Source organism: Variovorax trehalosi, from assembly GCF_051216415.1.
Lineage (GTDB): Bacteria > Pseudomonadota > Gammaproteobacteria > Burkholderiales > Burkholderiaceae_C > Variovorax.
The window spans coordinates 1,690,622-1,708,607 of record NZ_JBPJZG010000001.1; the positions used below are offsets into that span (position 1 = coordinate 1,690,622).

General features: G+C 65.5%; 18 protein-coding genes. 15 read left to right on the forward strand and 3 right to left on the reverse strand.

The annotated features are described in order from the left end of the window. Nucleotides 1-124: 124 nt before the first annotated feature. Nucleotides 125-1,105 carry a helix-turn-helix domain-containing protein gene (locus ACSFA7_RS07840; RefSeq protein ID WP_435498848.1) on the forward strand — a complete coding sequence of 327 codons (981 nt, stop codon included), beginning with the start codon at nt 125-127 and terminating at the stop codon, nt 1,103-1,105. 103 nt (nt 1,106-1,208) lie between these two features. On the opposite strand, the gene ACSFA7_RS07845 is transcribed toward ACSFA7_RS07840, so the two are convergent. Together ACSFA7_RS07845 and ACSFA7_RS07850 are read right to left on the reverse strand one after the other, a co-directional pair. Beyond that, nucleotides 1,209-2,108 carry a ParB/RepB/Spo0J family partition protein gene (locus ACSFA7_RS07845; protein WP_435498849.1) on the reverse strand — a complete coding sequence of 300 codons (900 nt, stop codon included), beginning with the start codon at nt 2,106-2,108 and terminating at the stop codon, nt 1,209-1,211. Further along, nucleotides 2,105-2,893 carry a ParA family protein gene (locus ACSFA7_RS07850; RefSeq protein WP_435498850.1) on the reverse strand — a complete coding sequence of 263 codons (789 nt, stop codon included), beginning with the start codon at nt 2,891-2,893 and terminating at the stop codon, nt 2,105-2,107. The genes ACSFA7_RS07845 and ACSFA7_RS07850 overlap by 4 nt, the downstream gene beginning before the upstream one ends. A 230-nt stretch (nt 2,894-3,123) precedes the next feature. Between ACSFA7_RS07850 and ACSFA7_RS07855 the strand changes: the two genes are divergently transcribed. From ACSFA7_RS07855 to ACSFA7_RS07920, 14 genes are all read left to right on the forward strand, one after another. Further along, on the forward strand, nt 3,124-3,690 hold the full coding sequence (locus ACSFA7_RS07855) for a hypothetical protein (protein WP_435498851.1): 567 nt from the start codon (nt 3,124-3,126) through the stop codon (nt 3,688-3,690). Further along, nucleotides 3,687-4,019: a TrbC/VirB2 family protein gene (locus ACSFA7_RS07860; protein WP_435498852.1), complete on the forward strand. Its 333-nt coding sequence runs from the start codon at nt 3,687-3,689 to the stop codon at nt 4,017-4,019. The genes ACSFA7_RS07855 and ACSFA7_RS07860 overlap by 4 nt, the downstream gene beginning before the upstream one ends. A gap of 13 nt (nt 4,020-4,032) precedes the next feature. Next, on the forward strand, nt 4,033-4,401 hold the full coding sequence (locus tag ACSFA7_RS07865) for a VirB3 family type IV secretion system protein (protein ID WP_435498853.1): 369 nt from the start codon (nt 4,033-4,035) through the stop codon (nt 4,399-4,401). Nucleotides 4,402-4,413: 12 nt separating this feature from the next. After that, nucleotides 4,414-6,921 carry a VirB4 family type IV secretion/conjugal transfer ATPase gene (locus tag ACSFA7_RS07870; protein ID WP_435498854.1) on the forward strand — a complete coding sequence of 836 codons (2,508 nt, stop codon included), beginning with the start codon at nt 4,414-4,416 and terminating at the stop codon, nt 6,919-6,921. Continuing rightward, nucleotides 6,914-7,645 carry a TrbJ/VirB5 family protein gene (locus tag ACSFA7_RS07875; RefSeq protein ID WP_435498855.1) on the forward strand — a complete coding sequence of 244 codons (732 nt, stop codon included), beginning with the start codon at nt 6,914-6,916 and terminating at the stop codon, nt 7,643-7,645. The genes ACSFA7_RS07870 and ACSFA7_RS07875 overlap by 8 nt, the downstream gene beginning before the upstream one ends. A gap of 18 nt (nt 7,646-7,663) precedes the next feature. Beyond that, on the forward strand, nt 7,664-7,906 hold the full coding sequence (locus ACSFA7_RS07880) for a hypothetical protein (RefSeq protein WP_435498856.1): 243 nt from the start codon (nt 7,664-7,666) through the stop codon (nt 7,904-7,906). A 17-nt stretch (nt 7,907-7,923) separates the two neighbouring features. After that, complete coding sequence (locus ACSFA7_RS07885; protein WP_435498857.1) at nt 7,924-8,976, forward strand: TrbL/VirB6 family protein; 1,053 nt, start codon at nt 7,924-7,926, stop codon at nt 8,974-8,976. Between the two features lie 153 nt (nt 8,977-9,129). Continuing rightward, nucleotides 9,130-9,852 (forward strand): VirB8 family type IV secretion system protein, encoded by a 723-nt coding sequence (locus tag ACSFA7_RS07890; RefSeq protein ID WP_435498858.1) that lies wholly within the window; start codon nt 9,130-9,132, stop codon nt 9,850-9,852. Further along, on the forward strand, nt 9,849-10,691 hold the full coding sequence (locus tag ACSFA7_RS07895; protein WP_435498859.1) for a TrbG/VirB9 family P-type conjugative transfer protein: 843 nt from the start codon (nt 9,849-9,851) through the stop codon (nt 10,689-10,691). The genes ACSFA7_RS07890 and ACSFA7_RS07895 overlap by 4 nt, the downstream gene beginning before the upstream one ends. A 5-nt stretch (nt 10,692-10,696) precedes the next feature. Then, a complete protein-coding gene (gene virB10 / locus ACSFA7_RS07900) occupies nt 10,697-12,025 on the forward strand; it encodes a type IV secretion system protein VirB10 (RefSeq protein WP_435498903.1) in 1,329 nt (442 codons plus the stop codon). Continuing rightward, entirely contained in the window at nt 11,994-13,142 is a 1,149-nt protein-coding gene (gene virB11 / locus ACSFA7_RS07905) for a P-type DNA transfer ATPase VirB11 (RefSeq protein ID WP_435498860.1), read from the forward strand. The genes virB10 and virB11 overlap by 32 nt, the downstream gene beginning before the upstream one ends. Continuing rightward, entirely contained in the window at nt 13,135-15,063 is a 1,929-nt protein-coding gene (locus ACSFA7_RS07910) for a type IV secretory system conjugative DNA transfer family protein (RefSeq protein WP_435498861.1), read from the forward strand. Before virB11 ends, ACSFA7_RS07910 begins: the two co-directional genes overlap by 8 nt. Before the next feature lie 62 nt (nt 15,064-15,125). Then, on the forward strand, nt 15,126-16,340 hold the full coding sequence (locus ACSFA7_RS07915; RefSeq protein ID WP_435498862.1) for an LPD7 domain-containing protein: 1,215 nt from the start codon (nt 15,126-15,128) through the stop codon (nt 16,338-16,340). Beyond that, nucleotides 16,327-17,124 (forward strand): TraX family protein, encoded by a 798-nt coding sequence (locus ACSFA7_RS07920; RefSeq protein ID WP_435498863.1) that lies wholly within the window; start codon nt 16,327-16,329, stop codon nt 17,122-17,124. The genes ACSFA7_RS07915 and ACSFA7_RS07920 overlap by 14 nt, the downstream gene beginning before the upstream one ends. A gap of 177 nt (nt 17,125-17,301) precedes the next feature. On the opposite strand, the gene ACSFA7_RS07925 is transcribed toward ACSFA7_RS07920, so the two are convergent. Then, nucleotides 17,302-17,715: a PaaI family thioesterase gene (locus tag ACSFA7_RS07925; protein ID WP_435498864.1), complete on the reverse strand. Its 414-nt coding sequence runs from the start codon at nt 17,713-17,715 to the stop codon at nt 17,302-17,304. Nucleotides 17,716-17,986: the final 271 nt, after the last annotated feature.

The following is a 17,986-nucleotide window of genomic DNA, read 5'->3' on the forward strand; positions in this document are numbered from 1 at the left end:
GCCGAGCCCGGTGGCAAAATTCACCACCATTTCTGCCAATCTCGCGAGCCCCCGCTTCGCGCACTGGCGCGGTGTGGCGCAGCGTAGTGAGATTTCGGATTGACCCTCCCTACGGTGGCTCCTCATGACGCACAAGGTATGGTTCCTGCTGCTCTCTGGATTTGTTCTTCTCGACATCATCCGCGTGCTCGCGGTCTTCAAGGCCGCCAATGCCGCCTTGCGCAGGACACGCGGCAAGCTCGTCGGCTACGAAGTTCGACTGGCCTCGGCAACGGGCGGCCAGGCCCTGAGTTCAAGTGGTGTGACACTCTCGACGCGTGCATTGCCGCACCGGCTCGTCGGTCGGGCGAGCACGCTCTTCATCAGTGGCGAGCCCGATCCGGGCACGGCTGGACCGGCGGCCGTGCGGCGTTTGCGCGAATGGCTCTCATGGAACCGGAGGCAGCTGAGCCGCTGCGCCGTCCTGGGCGCCCGGGCATTGCTGCCGCGTCCGCCGGATGTCCACCCCGTACGGCGACAAAAGCGCGCCGCGCCGCCGGCACCGCGCCGTGGGCATGGCACAGACCTGTCCGCGGCCTGCAGGAACGCGGATGGCTGGCGCGTCATCGAACCGGGCCAGGGAGAAGACCTGGCGCTGTCGTGGATCGCGGAGGACCGGGGTGCCGCATTTGCGGACGCGCTCGCCGCGCGTCTGGCCGGACCACGCCGCCGTCGCTACGGCATGCCACGCCGTCGGTGGGTGGCGATCGAGCCGCCCCCCACCGACGCTCGGATCGGCACGCTGCATCTGTGGATCGCAACGCATCTGCAGGAGAACCTCAGCGTTGCCCGATTGGCGCAGGAGGTCCACATGTCCACGCGCTCTTTCGCACGCTTTTACGAACGAGAGACCGGTCTGTCACCCGGGCGTGGCGTACAGCAGATGCGCCTCGACGCCGCCCGCCGCTTGCTCGAGACGAGCGCACTTCCCCTCAAGACCATCGCTGGAAAATGCGGCTACGGATCCCAGGAGGTGATGCGCAGGGCCTTCGTTCGCGACCTGCAGATGAAGCCGCGCGAATACCGGCAGCGCCACGCCACAATGAAAGGAGCGGGCGCGTCCTAGGAGCATGTCTTACTCGGCGCAACGGCTCCTGCCCAATGCCGGATTGCCCGCCACGACGCGCCCGCACGTCGGGCGCCAATGACTCGTCGACCTGGCCGCATCGCTATTCCTCTGTGGCCCAGCACACCAGCCGCAGGTCCGCCAGCGGCAGCAAGGCACGCGTGCCGTCGCCGAAGCAAACCTCCCCAACGTCGCTGTCCTTCGCCTTGATGCGCAGCGACCCGCGCCTTCCACCATGCTCCACCACAAGCACTGTGCGGCCAGCGCTGATGACCCTGCCAAGCCCGCTCTCGGGCGCCGCTGGTGCCGAGCCGCCGAGGGACGGGGACGACGGCGGGCGATGTCTTGTCTGCGCCCGCCCGATCGGGCCGCCCCGCGCGAGCAGTTCCTCAAGCTCGTGCGGGCGATCCCAGGCGATGGCCACCAACTCGTAGAGCAATCGCACGTCCCCGCCGACCCGCCCATCCTCGACCGCCTGCCGCAATTGCGGCGGTGCGTCGACGAGCCGCGCAGCCTCGGTGATGAAGGAACGTGGTTTGCCCAACCGCCGCGCGATCTCTGCACGCGAATGACCTTCCCCTTCCCGCTCGGCGATGAAGGAGGCCAGATCGAATGGCGACATGTCCTCGCGGTGCAGGTTCTCCGCGGCCTGTGCGAACGGGTCGACCCGTTCATCCACGAATGCCGGGACTGTGGTGAGCCCTGCCCGGCGTGCCGCGCGCACCCTGCGTTCGCCGCGGTTGACGATGTACCGATCCGCATGTTCGGGGTGGCAACGCAACGATACCGGCTCCAGCACGCCATGCTCTCGGATCGATGCGGCAAGTTCCTCGATGCGTTCGCTCCGGATGCGACGGCGTGGCTGGCGAGGGTCGAAGTGGATGCGGTCGAGCGCCACCTGCATCGGTGTGCCCACGGCCGCAGAGGTCGCTTCGCCCGTGAGCAGATCGGCCGCCCTGAACTGCGACAGCACACTCAGGTCCAGCCCGTCGGGCGCATTCATGGCTGCTCGTCCACAGGCACCGGTTTGCTCGAGGCGTCGATGCGTTGCTGCAGCACCTCGAACACCCGCATCACCTCGAGGCTCGCCTCGCGGGCCGCGCTCTTGGGCAATCGCCACACCGGCACGCCTGCTGCCAGCGCCTCGGGAATGGCCGAGCGGGTCGAGATCCGTGCCGGTATTACGAACTCCCGAAAGTTCAAGGCCAGATTCTGCATCGCGGCCTTCTGCCGCAACGAATGCGGATTGAACCGGTTCAACACGATGGCCGCCAGCCGCAGTTGCGGGTTGTAGCGCTGTCTGACGCCGAAGATGGTTCTGAGCATGTCGGCAACGCCGTCGAGGCTGTACTCCTCCAGCTCGATCGGGCAGGCCACAGCATGGCCGGCCATCAGTGCCGCGCTCATGCGCAGGCCCAGTGCCGGTGGCGTATCGATCACGACTGCGTCGAACTCTTGCGCCAAGAGCATCACGTTCCTGCGGAAGGCGGGAATCACGACTTCCGCCCTCGCGAGTTCGACATCGGCCAGCTTCTTGCTGCCCGGCACTAGCGCAAGGGTCTGCTCGCGCGGCGGGACGATCGGACCCATGTCATGACCGAACAGTTCCACCGCGTCGGCGATCGCCGGGGACCGACGCAGCGTTTTCGAACTGTTCGCCTGCGCGTCGAGATCGATCAGACACACCGACTGGCGCCTCATCTCGGCCAGCCAGCATGCGTACAGCACCGCTAGGGTCGACTTGCCGACGCCACCTTTCTGGTTGCCGAAGATGACCACGTTGCCCATGACTTGCTCCTCAGGCCTCGACGCGAGCCTCCACACCCGAACGGCGCGCTGTGCGGATGCCACCGAGACATGCGACAGAGCTGTCTCGACGCACGGGAGGCCCTGCCTCGTTGGTCCGTGATGGATCGCCATGCCGCGTCGCTCACGAATATCGCCGCCCCACGCTTTGCGATGCCACTGTCAAGAACAATAGTCGACACACGCATGCGCGAAGGCGGACATTGCGCCCTATGCAAGCACTCGATGTTCAACGCAGGCATTCGACCGACAAAGGCCGACGCGAGGCCTGGCTTTCCTTGCTTGCTGTCGTTGGCTTGATGGCGCACGCCTGCACCCTGTGGGCGCAGGCGGAGCCCGGCGCATCCCAGGTCGTCGGTCCCCAGCAGCAGGCGGCGCGCGACCACGACCGCATCGCGATCCTTCGCGAAGAGCTCGCAAAGTCGCAAGCGCAATTGGAGGATCTCGCGCGCCGTAAGGCTGAGCGGCTCGCCGCGTCCGATATGCAGGCAGCGACCGAAGCTGAGGCGCAGCGCGTTCGCACGCTCGGCGATATCGCAGCCATCCAGCGAGAGATCGCGTCCACCTCGCGTACCTCCGCCCAGACCGCGGCGGTCAAGCCCATGGCCGCTCAGGCCACCAAGGGCCCGGCCGACGCCGGCAAACGCGCGGCGCCGACGCCCTGGTGGGACGTCTACGGCGGCAGCCGACGCATTGACCCGTCAGCTTCAGTTTCTCTCGCGCCCCCGTCCGGGCAAGTGCCCGCGGGATCCTCCTCGGCCACTGGAGTCTTGCCATGACTGCATGCTCGATACACCATATCCGGCCCGCAACACGCTTCAGCGTCCGAACCCGATGGATCGGATGCCTGCTCATCGCCGTGCTCGCGGCCGCCCCCGCCGACCTCGTCTGGGCCGGAAGTCCGTTCGCGACGGGCGCCAACGCGACCCAGCAGCAACTCGTCGCCATCCTGACGCCGCTGGCGGCGGTCGCCGTGATGGTCTCCGGCGCGATGGCCTGGTTCGGCCGCTTGAGCTGGTGGTGGATGGTCGCCGTCGTGATCGGCACCGTGCTGGTCTTCGGCGGCCCCCAGATCGTCTCCTGGATTCGGGGCCTGTTCGGGGTGTAAGGGAGAGCGGACCGTGAGTCGCAACCAGGGCATCGCCGCGGATCCTCTGTTCGTCGGCATGACACGGCCGTCGATGGTCTGGGGCGTCACCTATTCGGCCATGATGTTCAACATCGTCGTCACGACCGAGTCGTTCATCGTGACCAAGAGTCTTGCGTGGCTGCTGGCCTTCGTGCCGATGCACGGGTTGCTCTACCTGGTCTGCCTGTACGAGCCGCGCTTCTTCGATCTGCTGCAGCTGTGGGGCCGCACCCGCCTGCCCGCCATGCTCGGCGGCAACCTGCGATTCTGGCGTGCGAACTCGTACAGCCCCCTGGCGCTGGACATGCCTGATTGGCAGGGACGGCGCCGCATGCGGACGCCGCCCGTGGCGGTGGTCTGACACGGCATCGCCATGAAGCTGCTGTCACGCTCCGAGCACACGCTGCGCCGCGAAGCCGGCGCCGCAACCATGATCCCGCTGTCGTCTCATGTGGACGAACATGTGGCCCGGACGCGAGCGGGCGACTATGTACAGACACTGCGCCTAGCCGGCACGAGCTTCGAAAGCGCGGACGACGATGACATCAACAGCTGGCACGAGCGCCTCAATGTCCTGTTGCGCAATATCGCCTCGCCCAACCTGGCCCTGTGGACCCACGTGATCCGGCGTCGCGAGACAGGCTATCCGGCCGGGCGGACGGTGTCCGGCTTCGCCGATGAAATCGAGCAGCGTTATCGCCGCAAGATGGCCGGCGAGCGGCTGATGGTCAACGAGCTGTACCTGTCGGTCGTGTACCGACCGCAGCCGACCCGCATCGGCAACGCCGCATTGCGGCTGTTCAAACACGCGGATCCCGAGGGTGCGCGGGCGGAACTGCGCGATACCCTCGATGCCTGCGGCAAGCTGCGCCAGGAACTGCTCGCGGCCCTGGAGCGCTACGACCCCGAAGCCCTGGGCATCTATCGGCTGCGCGAAGAGAAGGTGCTGTTCTCCTCCCTGATGGAATTCCACGGCCTGCTGATCAACGGGGAATGGCAGCGCATACCGCTGCCGCGCTCACCCCTGAACGAGGTCCTGGCCACCACCCGGCCCTTCTTCGGCAACGAGGCCATGGAATACCGCACGGGCACCCAGACGCGGATTGGGGCCTTCCTCGGCATCAAGGAGTACCCCACGCCCACGGCGCCTGGGATGTTCAGCGCCTTGCTGACCGCGCCCTTCCCCTTCGTGCTCACGCAAAGCTTCACATTCCTGGCCAAGGGCACGGCGACCGACATGATGAGCCGCCAACATCACCGGATGGCATCCGCCGGGGACCTGGCTGTCTCGCAGGCCGAGGAGCTCAAGGACGCGCTGGACGACCTGATGAGCAACCGCTTCGTGATGGGCGACCACCACTTCAGCCTGCACGTGCTGGCCGACACCCACGACGGCGTCGGCGAGGCCGAAGGCCGGCCTCGTCTGAAGCAGCTCAACGACAACGTGGCCCGCGCCCGCTACCTGCTGGGCGACACGGGAATGGTCGTGGCGCGCGAGGACCTCGCTCTGGAGGCGGCGTTCTGGGCGCAGTTGCCGGGAAACTTCGGTTACCGCAGCCGCAAGGCGCCCATAACCAGCCGCAACTTCGCCGCCATGTCGCCCTTCCACAATTTCCCGACAGGCCGGGCCACGGGCAACTACTGGGGCGATGCACTGGCCATGTTCATGACGCGTGCCGGTTCGCCCTACTACTTCTCGCTGCATGCGAGCGACCCGCGCAGCCCAGACGGCGGCAGCCGCCGCGACGTCGGACACATCACAGGCGTGGGTCCGGTCGGCACCGGCAAGACCACGCTGCTGGGGTTCTGCATGGTGGCGATCTGCAATCGACTTGATGCCACGCAGGTCATCTTCGACAAGGACGAAGGGCTGCACATTCTGGTGCGGGCACTGGGCGGCCGGTACCTCCCCCTCAAGAACGGCGTGCCGACCGGCTGGAATCCGCTGCAGCTCGACGATGCAGTCGCCGACAACGTCGAGTTCATGCGGCAGTGGCTCAGGCGCCTTGTCATGCGCACACCGAACGACACCTTGAGCGTGCGTCAGGAAGACGACCTGGACCAGGCGCTGCATGGCACCCTGAAGCTCGATCGCTCGTTCAGGCGCCTGTCCCGCCTCGTCGCCTTCCTCGACATCACGGACCCCGAGGGAATGCACGCACGCCTTCGCAGATGGTGTGCCTCGGAACGCGGCGACTATGCCTGGGTCTTCGACAACGATCGCGACGACGTGGCTCCGCTGCTGGCCCGGCACGCCTTGGTCGGGTTCGACGTGACCGACTTCCTCGACAACGAAGTCGTGCGCACACCGTTGACCATGTACCTCTTTCATCTCGTCAACCGGATGGTGGATGGGCGCCCGCTGGTGTGCTGGATGGACGAATTCGCCAAGCTCCTGAACGACCCCGCCTTCGCGAAGTTCGCCAAGAACGGCCTGGAGACCTGGCGCAAAAAGAACGCAAACGTCGCCACCTTCACCCAGAGCACCAGCCATGTGCTCGATTCCAGCATTGCACGTGCGATCGTCGAGCAGACGCCCACGAAGATCCTGTTCCCCAATCCGGAGGCGGACTACGACGAGTACACCCAGGGCTTCAACCTGACGGACAGGGAGTTCGCGCTCATCAAGCAGGAACTCGAGCCCGGCTCCCGGCAATTTCTCATCAAGCAGAACCATGTCAGCGTGGTCGCGCAGCTCGATCTGCAAGGCTTCGATGACGCGCTGCACGTCATTTCCGGGCGCACGAGCAATGTCCGCCTCATGCGCGAGTGCATCGCGACCTTCGGACCGGATCCCGACCAATGGCTCGCGCCCTTCCGCAAGGCGCTGGCCGACCGCCCTTCCCTTTCGCTCTCACACCAGGAGAACTCCCATGCATAGGTTTCTTGTTGCCCTCCTCCTTGCGGCGGCTTCGCTGGCACCGCTGCACGCCAAAGCCGGTATCCCGGTGATCGACGTCACGGCCGTCGCCAACCTGATTCAGCAGGTCATGTACTGGCAGCAGCAGATCTCCGGGATGCAGAAGCAATACGACCAGTTGAAGGAATCGAAGGACCAGCTGACCCAGACCCACAACGCGATGACTGGAAGCCGAGGCATGGAGCAACTGCTGCCGACCTCTAACCTCGCGCGCAACTACTTGCCTCCCAGCTATGGCGAGTTGATGAACACGCTCAACGGCACTTCGGCCGGCTATGAGGGGCTGGCCAGCCAGGTGCAGTCGATCATGAAGGCCAACAGTATCCTCTCCGGAATGCAGATGGAGGCGCTCAGTCCCGAGTTGCGGCAGATCGTCGAGCAAGGGCGGCAATCGGCGGCGCTGCTCAACGGAATGACCCAGAGCGCATACCAGAACACCAGCCAGCGTTTCTCGGCGCTGCAATTGCTCATCAGTCGCATCGCTTACGCGCAGGACCCCAAGGCGATCCAGGACTTGCAGGCACGGATCCAGGCAGAGCAGAACATGCTTACCAATGAGCAGACGAAGCTGCAGAGCCTCTATCAGATTGCAAGGGCCGAGGAAGCGGCCCAGCAGCAGCGTTTGCGCGAGCGTGCTACCACAGACGTGGGCAGCGTGCGGGCCATGTCGGCGGTGAGCTATTAGATCCGCAGAAGGGGCGAGATGTTTAAGAGCACAAAAACTTATGTGGCGCTCTGCGTCATCGTTGCCGCCGCGAGCGTAGGGACGTACTACTACATCACCCGTGCCACGATCGAACAATCAATGCCTTCCGATGCAATCGCTCCTCCGGCTTTAACGCCATCAGCGCCTCGGGACGAGGATGTAGAGCGCAAGATCTTGCAAGGCATTGGCAGCATCAAGAATCTGAAGCCCGTTCCACTGCAGCCGGCGCTACAACGGTAAATGGTACGGGAGGACGTATGGGCTTCTTCGAACAGTTTTTTACTTGGCTCAACGGGCAATTGGCCACCTACGTGAGTGCGAACGCCGCGCGGGTTGCATCCGCAATCGAGCCCGCAGCGGTAACGCTCGCGACCATCTACGTAATGAGTTGGGGCTACCTCTCATTGACTGGACGAATCCAAGAACCGCTCTGGGAAGGCGTCAAGCGCATCCTTGTCATCGCCGTCGTGCTCGGCGTTGGCCTGCGCCTCTGGGCCTACAACGATGCCGCTGTCGATACCTTCACCCGAAGTCCCGACCAGCTTGCGGCTGCAATCCTTGGAGCCTCTTCAACAGTGTCTGTTGTAGACCAAATATGGATTGACGGGAACCTGACAGCGGAGCAACTGCTTAGCAAAGGAAGCGTGCTAAATGCAAACTTTTCTTACTATCTCGCAGGCTTTCTCGTCTACCTTCTCGTTGGTTTAACCGTCGTCGCGACTGCATTTTTGTTAGCTCTTTCGAAGGTTGCTCTCGCGTTGATCCTCGCATTGGGCCCGATCTTTATCGTGCTTGTGTTCTTTGATGCTACCAAGCGCTTCTTCGAGGCCTGGGTAGCTCAACTTGCCAACTACGCGCTCGTTAGCATTCTTGCAACGTTCGCGGCAGCACTTTTGTTAAGTGTTCTCCGCTCTTATACCAAGAACACAGCATCCCTTGGCGGCGCGATCACGATCGCGGAGGGAGCCAGAGTGTGCATTGCCTCAGCGTTAGTCTTTCTGATAATGCGCCAAGTTATGTCTATTGCGGCTGGGCTTGCGAGCGGAGTCGCGCTGAGCACCTATGGTGTCGTCAGCGGCGCACTTCGCTGGGGACTCGGCGGGGCCAAGCGCACTAGCTACGAATTCGGCCGCGGCGTGCTTGACGGCTTGCGGCGGGAGCCGGGCAGCCGCTGGGATTCGTTCCGCCGCTTGGCGGGCAATCGCGTTGGTGCTGGCGTGGCCTCGATGGCAAGTGTCGGCGCCGCGCGTCGCGGCGGCACCGTGCTTCCGAGAGAGCAGGTCATGCCGAGCCTCTCGCGCAATCGCTAGCGAGGAGCGTGCAGATGAAGCCTTCGATCATCCTTTCTCTGCTTGCCCTTCTTTTTGCGGCATGCGGCACTCGCCCGCCTACGCCGCCGGATTGCGAAGGGCCGCTCACACCGATCAACATCCCGAACGGCGTTTCTCAATCAGGAGCGGTACATGCACCAGAACGCCGCCCTTGAAAACTATCTGAACGAGGCCCAGAGCTGGGAACTCGACCGCGCGCGCCGCTCGGAGCGATCGAGCAAGATCGCCTGGACCGTGGCCGCAGCGGCGACACTGGTCGCTGTGCTCTCGGTCGCGGCCGTCAGCGGGCTCACGCCGCTGAAGCAGCCTGTTCCCGTTCTCATCCGTGTCGACAGCAGCAGCGGGATCGTCGACGTCGTTCCCGCCTACGAGGGTACGACCGACATCGAACAGCTGGTGACCCGCAACCTGCTGCAGAACTATGTGATCGCCCGCGAGCGCTACTTCTACGGTACCGCGGAGGCGGATTACGAATTGGTCGCCTCGCAGAACTCGCCTCGGTTGAACCAAGAGTGGGCCGCCGCGTGGGCCGCCGACAACCCGGCCTCACCTCTGAATGCCTACAAGGACGGCACGTCCATCCGCGCGCAGGTGCGATCGGTCATCTTCCTCAAGCTGGAGAGCGGGAAGGACAAGCTGGCACAGGTTCGCTTCACCCGCTCGACGCGCACGGGCGGTACCGGTGAGGAGCAGACCAGCCACTGGGTCGCCACGATCGAATTCGCCTATGTCCCGCCGTCGACGGACAACAAGATGCGATCGCTCAATCCGCTGGGCTTTCGCGTCGTCGAATATCGCCGCGAACCCGAGGTCGCCCCGGCCAGCGCTGCACCGAGCAGGCAGGAGGCGCGATGAAGCCGTGGCGCATGCACCGCAGGTTTCCCTTCGCGATCGGATTGGCGGCAAGTCTGGCGCTTGCCGCGCCGCACGGCCGAACTGCGACCGTGCCGCCCACCGGCAAGGTCGATGCCCGGGTGCGGGTGGTCGCCTACGACCCTGAGGATGTCGTGACTTTGCAGGGCTACGTGGGCTACCAGATCCATCTGCAGTTTGCCGAAGGCGAGGAGTTCGTGAACCTCGGCGCCGGCGACAACGGTGCCTTCGATGTCGGCGCCGAGCGCAACCACTTCTTCATCAAGCCCAAGGAAGCGCGCGCTTCGACCAACTTCACCCTCCTCACGAACCGGCGGGCCTACCACTTCGACTTCATCATGTCTTCCGTCGCGCCCGCGGGCGCTGCGACCAAACGCATGGTGTATTCGATTCGTTTCACCTACCCGGACGACGAGGCCCGCGCCGCGGCAGCGGATCAGGAACGACGCCGGACCGAAGCGCGCATGAATGAAGAGGCCTCCAAGCGCCCGCGCAATGCCGACTACTGGTTCTGCGGCAGCGAATCGCTCAGGCCCGAGAGTGCCCACGACGACGGCGTGCAAACGCGACTCCGCTTCCAGGCGCAATCAGACTTTCCCGCCATGTTCGTGCGCAACGACGACGGATCCGAGTCGCTGTTGAATTTCAACGTCGAAGCAGATGAAGTCGTGATCCACCGCGTGGCGCGTCGCTTCGTGCTGCGGCGCGGCGGCCTGGTCGGCTGCGTGGTCAACCGGTCGTTCGACGGCGGCGGCGCGCGCACCCCGACCCACACAAGCGCAGAAGGAGTGCGACGGACGACCACAGGAGAGGACCCGTGACCGGAATGAACCAGCCCCGCCGCGGCGCCCGGATGGATCCGCCGGCGCATCCCGATGCGTCCGAGATCGACCCCGGCACCGGGGAGATCCTCTCTGGGCAACCAGCGGCGGCCACCGGAAGCGCCGCATCCCGAGTCGCCGACGAGCGCGCCACAGTGCGAGGTGAACGCACCATTCCATCGGTCAATCGCGAGCGCTCTGTCCAGTCGCGCATCAGCGGGTTCCTGGCGCTGGCTGTGATCATTCTTCTCGGCGGCGGCTTCCTGTTCTGGTACTACAACACGCAGTACGCCAACACCCGCGAGGCCGAAGAGGCCGCGAGAAAGGCAGCCGCGGCACGTGCCGGCGGCGAGATGAAGGTGCCACCGCTCGGTCGTATCGATCCGCCGAGAACACCGCCGGAAGCGACGGCCGTCGCCGGCGCTCCCCTCGCCCCGCCGCCGCCGGCGAACGCCGTCAACGCGGGCACCCCGCAGAAGACGCCGGAGCAGATCGCCCTGGAACGGAAGTTGGGCACCCCGGTGCTTCGGCGCGCGCAGTCCGCCCAACCCTCGGGCATTTCGGCGCCACACGGGTTCGCGGACCCGACGGTGCTTCCGGCCGGCGGCGGGCCAGGCACGTCCCAGCTGTTCGGCGCGCTGCAGCTGCCTGGCGCCGGCTCGGCCGCATCCGGCGGCGGTCAACTTGCCGCGAGCCTCCGGCCGACGCCGACCCCGGCGGTCCTCGCCCAGACCCTGCCCACACGGCGCATGCTTCTGCCCAAGGGTGCGTTCATCGACTGCACGCTGGAGACCGCCATCGACTCCACCTACGAGGGCATGACCACCTGCATCGGGGCCAGCGACATCTACGGGGCGGACGGCAAGGTCGTGCTGCTGGAGCGCGGCACCAAGTACGTGGGCGAGCAGCGCGGAACGCCGCGGCAGGGACAGGGCCGTGTCTTCATCGTGTGGAACGAAGCGCGCACCCCGACCGGCGTCGTGGTCCAGTTGGCCTCCCCGGGGACCGACGAACTGGGACGCAACGGCCTCCCCGGCTTCGTCGACACCCACTTCTGGGATCGATTCGGCGCCGCGGTCCTGATCTCGGTGATTGACGGCGCGATGCAGGCGATCGCCGCCCAGCAGCAAAGCGGCACCCGGGTCGGCAGCGGCGGCGGCCTGGTGCTTGGTCCGCAGGGCAGCCGCGACGTCATCACGGAGGTGCTGCGCAGCACCGTGTCGATCCCGCCGACTGTCATCAAGAACCAGGGCGAGCGAATCCAGATCCTGGTCGCCCGCGACGTGGATTTCAGGAGCGTCTATGCGCTTCGAACCGACCCAGCCAATCCCTGAACGCGCGCCCTGCGCTGCCACCGATGACCTGCAATCGGTGGCCAGCCCTGCGGGAGCCGCAGCAGCCGCGGAATCGCCCTCGTCCCTTGTCCTCTTTCTCGGCCCTCTCGGTTGTCTGCTGGAAGATCCCGAGGTCACCGAAATCTGCATCAACGAGCCCGGCGTGGCTTTCGTGGAGCGGCAATCGGGCTGGCTGCGCGAGGAGTTGCCGTTCGCGAGCTTCGACTGGTGCATGGCCATCGCCAAGCTTGTGGCCAACTTCACGCACCAGCGCATCTCCGCCAACGAGCCGCTCCTGTCCGCCACCCTCCCGGGCGGCGAAAGAATCCAGATCGTGCTGCCGCCCGCGACGCTGGAGCGGACCGTCTCGATCACGATCCGGCGTCCGTCCCATACGCTCTGGAGCCTCGAAGAGCTGGCGGATCTGCGCATCTTCGAGCCGACATGCAGCGTCCCCGCCTGTCCGGCACGCCCATCCGAGCCGAACGACTTGGCGCCGGAGGACCGGGACCTGTCGAGGCTTCTCGCACGCCGCGAGTTCGTGCCCTTCCTGCGGCGCGCGGTGCAGTGGCGCAAGAACATCCTGTTGTCCGGCGCCACCGGCTCCGGCAAGACGACGATCGGCAAGGCGCTGATCCTCGAGGTGCCACCCGAGGACCGTCTGATCACGATCGAGGACGTGAAGGAACTGTCGCTGCGCAACCAACCCAACCATGTGAGGCTCTTCTACTCGCAAGGCGCACAGGGGCAAGCCGAGGTCACGCCCGGCCAACTGCTCGCCAGTGCCAAGCGGCAGCGCCCCGACCGCGTGTTCGTTTCCGAGTTGCGGACCGGCGAAGAGGTCTACGACTACCTCGTGTCCGTGAACACCGGCCACCCCGGCTCGATCACCAGCGTGCATGCGGACAGCGCGGCGATGGCCTTCGTGGCGCTGGCGCAGTTGATGAAGCGCAGCCAAGCGGGCCAGGGCATGAGCACGCGCGACGCCGTGGAACTGGCGCAAATGAGCGTGGACATCGTCGTGCAATGCGCGCGCGAACGCAGCGACGGCCGGCCGCGGCGCATCGTGCGGGAGATCTGGTATGACCCTGGCACCAAGAACCGAAGGCTTGCCTAGCCCCTTCAGGATTGCGGTCGCATTGCTGGTGGCCGCGATCGTCGGCGTCTACGTTGCCGGCCATGCGTTCATGATGGCGATGAAACTGCCGCCGCAGCAAGTCACGCTGCTGACCCTGCACGCGTACTGGCAGGCCTACGACGATCGGCCGGACGTGCGTCGCGTCCTCCTGGCCTCGCTGGCCGGTTCCCAGGGGCTGATGCTGGGCCTGGTGGGCGTCGCCATGCTGCCGCGTCGCCGGCCGCTGCACGGCGAGGCCCGGTTCGCGAGCCGGCGCGAGATCGCACGGGCCGGGCTGCTGCAGGAGCACGGCATCATCCTCGGGCGCCTGGGCAACCGCTACCTGGTGCTGCCCGGCCAGCAAGGTGTCGAGCTCGAGGCGCCGCCGCGCAGCGGCAAAGGCGTCGGCGTGGTCATTCCCAATCTGCTGAACTGGCCCGGCTCGGCCATCGTCAGCGACATCAAGGGCGAGAACTTCACGCGCACGGCGGGCTTTCGCGCGGCCCATGGGCAGGAGGTGCACCTGTTCGATCCGCTGTCCGAGCGCGAGTGCTCGGCACGCTGGAACCCACTCGGCTACGTGTCCGAGCAGCCCTACCGCTGCATCGACGACCTGCAGCGCATCGGCACGATGCTCTTTCCCGATCCGCAGGCAGGCGACCCCTTCTGGAGCTCGTCGGCCCGGTCGCTGTTCCTGGGCATCGCCCTCTACCTCTTCGAGACCGAGGGCGCCACGCGCACCCTCGGCGAGGTGCTGCGTCAGGGCATGGCCAGCGATGCGGAGGGCTTTCAGAAGCACTGGAAGCGCGTGATCGACGCCTGCGAGCGTGCCGGCTACCCCCTCTCGCAGGAGGCGGTGCAGAGCCTTTACGACGTGATCGACCTGGCGCCGACCACGGCCTCAAGCATCCGCAAGACCTTCACCAGCCGCCTGGACCTGTGGCTCAACCCAATGATCGATGCGGCCACCTCGGCCAACGACTTCGACCTGCGGGACCTGCGCAAGCGTCCGATCTCGATCTATGTGCAGATCAATCCCGACAACATCGCCCGGCTGCAGCCGCTGCTGAACCTGTTCTTCCAGCAGGCTATCGGCCTGCAAACGCGGGAACTTCCGGAAAGCAACCCGCAGCTTCGCCACCAGTTGCTGCTGATGCTCGACGAGTTCGCGGCGCTCGGGCGCATCCCGGTCATCGCCGATTCCACGGCCTTCCTGCCGGGCTACAACGTGCGCACCGTCGTCATCGTGCAGTCCCACTCGCAGCTGATCGAGAAGTACGGCATCGAGGGCGCCAAGTCGATCCGCAAGATGCTGGCCGCGCGCATCGTGTTTCCGCCCAAGGAGTACGAGGACGCCGAGGCGATCTCCCGCGAGCTGGGGACCTACACCGTCCGGCAGAAGAACGTCAGCCGCCCGATGTGGGGCGGTGCGGGCAAGGCGCCGACGATGAGCATCAGCGAGCAACCGCGCCGCCTGCTGCTGCCCCAGGAGGTCAAGGAACTCGGTTCGGACCGGATGCTCCTGTTCTACGAAGGCCTGCGGCCGGTGCTGGCGCATCGCGTCCTCTACTTTCGCGACAGGTTCTTCGCGCCGCGCGAACGGCCGCCGCCGCCCGTGCCCAAGCTCGACGTGGGCAGGCGCGGTGACATCCTCGCGCCCGTTCGGCCGGTCGTGACCGATGACGAGCAAGACACCGCTGGCACGAGTTCGGGATTCATCACTGGTGCCACGCCGAAAGGCGGTGGGCCGTCACCAGAGAACCCAACGGCCGCGACCGCGGGCGGCGACGCGGTCGCCGACGACCTGCAGCTGGACGATTTCTCTTTCGACTTCGATGACGTGGAGATTCCCACCGAGAAGCTCAGCGAGGAGGACCTGAAGCGTCATGCCGACGAGTTCATGGCGCGCATCCTGGACTGACGCCCTCGGCTCAAGTCTGAAATCAGGGCACCCCGAACAGCACGCATGCGAAAGGAGCCGCGATGTCCACAGATCAAGCATCCGGAAGCCCGCCGCCGTCCGACATCGCGAGCGCTGCCTCGCAGGACGAGGCCGGCGCCGTCCAGGCCGAAGCGCCGCAGGCGGGACGCGGCCATCCCCGCGTGCCCGATGCCATCGAACGCCGTTACCTGCGCGTCAACAACCGATACTTCTTTCCGGACCGCACCCTCGCCTTCATCGACGACGGCGCGCGCATCCGCGTGCAGACTGAGAACCGCGAGGTGCTGCACGGCGTGGTGGCGATCGCCGAGGCGCGGGGCTGGCGGGCCCTCACCGTCAAGGGCACCGAGAGCTTCCGGCAGGGCATGTGGCGCGAAGCCGCGTTGTGTGGCATCGAGGTCCACGGCTACGAACCGACGGAAGTGGAAATCCTCCAGATGCAGCGCGCCTCGAAGCCATCTCCGCCATCGCGTGAAAAGGGTGCCGCTCAGGCGCCGGCAACCCGAACCGCACCGGAGGAACGCGGGGCAGCGATGGCGCGCAATGGTTCACGCGGCCAAGGCGCGGCTCACGATGCCGCGCCAGATCCGGCGGAGCTGCCGCAAGACCATCGATCGCCGCGCACGGCCCCTAGGTCGACCGTTCAAGGGCTGCTGGTTGCAGCGGCCGCCGCACCCTACCAATTCGATCCGGCGCAGCGCATGTCCTTCTACATGAGGGTCCGCACCGAGACTGGCTATCGCACGGTTTGGGGTTCGGATCTCGAACGCGCACTCGCGGAATCGGCTTCGCAACCTCGCCTCGGAGAACAGGTGGTCCTCACAAGGCACGGCGCGCGTCCGGTGAAAGTCCTGGTGGCGCAGCGCAATGCACAGGGCGAGCTGACTGGAGAGAAAAGAATTGTCACGCAGCGTGCCGTATGGCGCATCGAGACACCGGACTACCTTCGCGCCATGGAGGAACGCGCGATGCGCATACGAAGCGGCGAAACGGTGTCCCCCGAGATCCGTCGTCAGCATCCACAACTGGCCGCCGCGGCTGCCGACCTGGCGCTGGCCGAGCAGTACGCGACGCGCGTGACCAGCGACCAGGACTCGCAGCACCGCCTGGTGCAACTGATCCGCGAACGCATCGCCGACGCGCTGGCGCAAGGCCATTCGATCCATCTCCCGGATCGCCGCCCGCATCCCGCACCCGTGCATGTGCGCCAGCGCTCGGCCAGAGACCGAGGAGCGCCGAGCCATGAGCGCGTCTAGGCGCCGCGGGACCACACCATCGAACGACGACCGGCAAGTGAAGGCACGAAGAAATTCCGACAAAACCACCCAGGTGCGCGCGGGCTTGTCGATGTCCTTCCTGGCGAAGCCTGCAGCGCCCGCGACGGCCTGGTCCATCTCGGAGGGCTCCCTCGAGGCGCTCAAATGGGTCGGCCTGGTGCTCATGACCGGCGATCACGTCAACAAGTACCTGCTGCAGGACGCGAGCCCCGCCCTCTACGCACTGGGGCGCATGGTGATGCCGCTCTTTGGCTTCGTCCTCATGGCCAACCTGGCGAGGCCCGGCGCGTTTCAAGCCGGCATGCATCTGCGCGTCATGAGGCGGCTGGCGGTCTTCGCGCTGCTGGCGACACCCGCTTTCGTTCGCCTTGTCGGCTGGTGGCCGTTGAACATACTCGTGACCCTTGGGTTGGCGACCTTGATCGTTTGGCTCCTCGAACGCGGCGGCGCGGTGGCGCGCGTCGCGGCATTGATCGCCTTCCTCATAGGAGGTGCACTGGTGGAGTTCTGGTGGCCCGCACTGCTCTGCTGCCTCGGTGCCTGGGGGTTCGCGCGCCGTCCCGATGGCGTCAAGATGCTCTTGTGGGCCATGGCGACAACCTCGCTCGCAATCGTCAACGGCGACTTTTCCGCGCTGGCCGCCCTGCCCTTGATTTTGGGCGCTCGTCATGTTGACGTTCCGTTGCGCCGCCGTAGATGGGTCTTCTACGCCTACTACCCTGCGCATCTGTCACTGATTGCTATGGTGCTGAGACCCGCATGACTGGAAAGAACCAGTGGCAAGCCTTCGCAAGCGACTGCCGAGCTTTAAAGCGATGTTGCATGTCAGCCCGGCAAGTCAAGCGCGCTTCCGCCGCCATGATCGAACCGTGCAACCTGAGCGAGCGACGCCCATGCAGGCCCGATCCGTCTCATGCAACTCGCTGTCGGCGTCAACGCACTAGAGGCTTGCCAGTATTCCGGTTGAGGATGCCTCGGCCGCCAACTTGCCCTCCGGGTTGTAAAGCGCAGCTTCGAGGAACGCAATGCGCTTGCCACGCTTGATCACCCGCCCTTCGACCCGCCCCTCACCCGGGCCGACCTTTTTATAGAAGCTCACCTTGATTTCGAGGCTGAAAACAGTCTGCAGGTGCTCTGAGTCGTGCATCACGGCATGGGCCATCGCGGCATCGAGCCAGGCGGTGATGAATCCGCCTTGGGCGATGGTGCCGTTCGTATGGCAATACTCGCGTCTTACCGTGAAGGCGGCCTGGAGCGTCCTGCGCTCTGGCGACCACCCCGTCACGTGGAAGTTGCCCATCGATTCGGACAATGCTTGGCCGGAGCGAATTCGTGCTTCTAGATCGTCGTTCATTGAAATCGTCCGCTGATGAAATCAGCGGCCATTCTCATCTGAAGCCGGGCGGTCTTTCGTCCGTCGTTCTTGCAGTTCATCCTCGCTCCGGCGGCTGCCCCGACCTATGACAGAGCAGCAAGGAGCGGCTGCTCTGGTCTTGCGACGTCGGCGACTAGGGAAGGTCTGATCAAGTCGTAAATCAGCTTGATGGCGAGCGTGCGTATTCGGTCGTTGCGCTCACAGGCTCGTCTCGCCGAGCATCCCGTGCGTTCGAGAGGCCCTGCGGCCC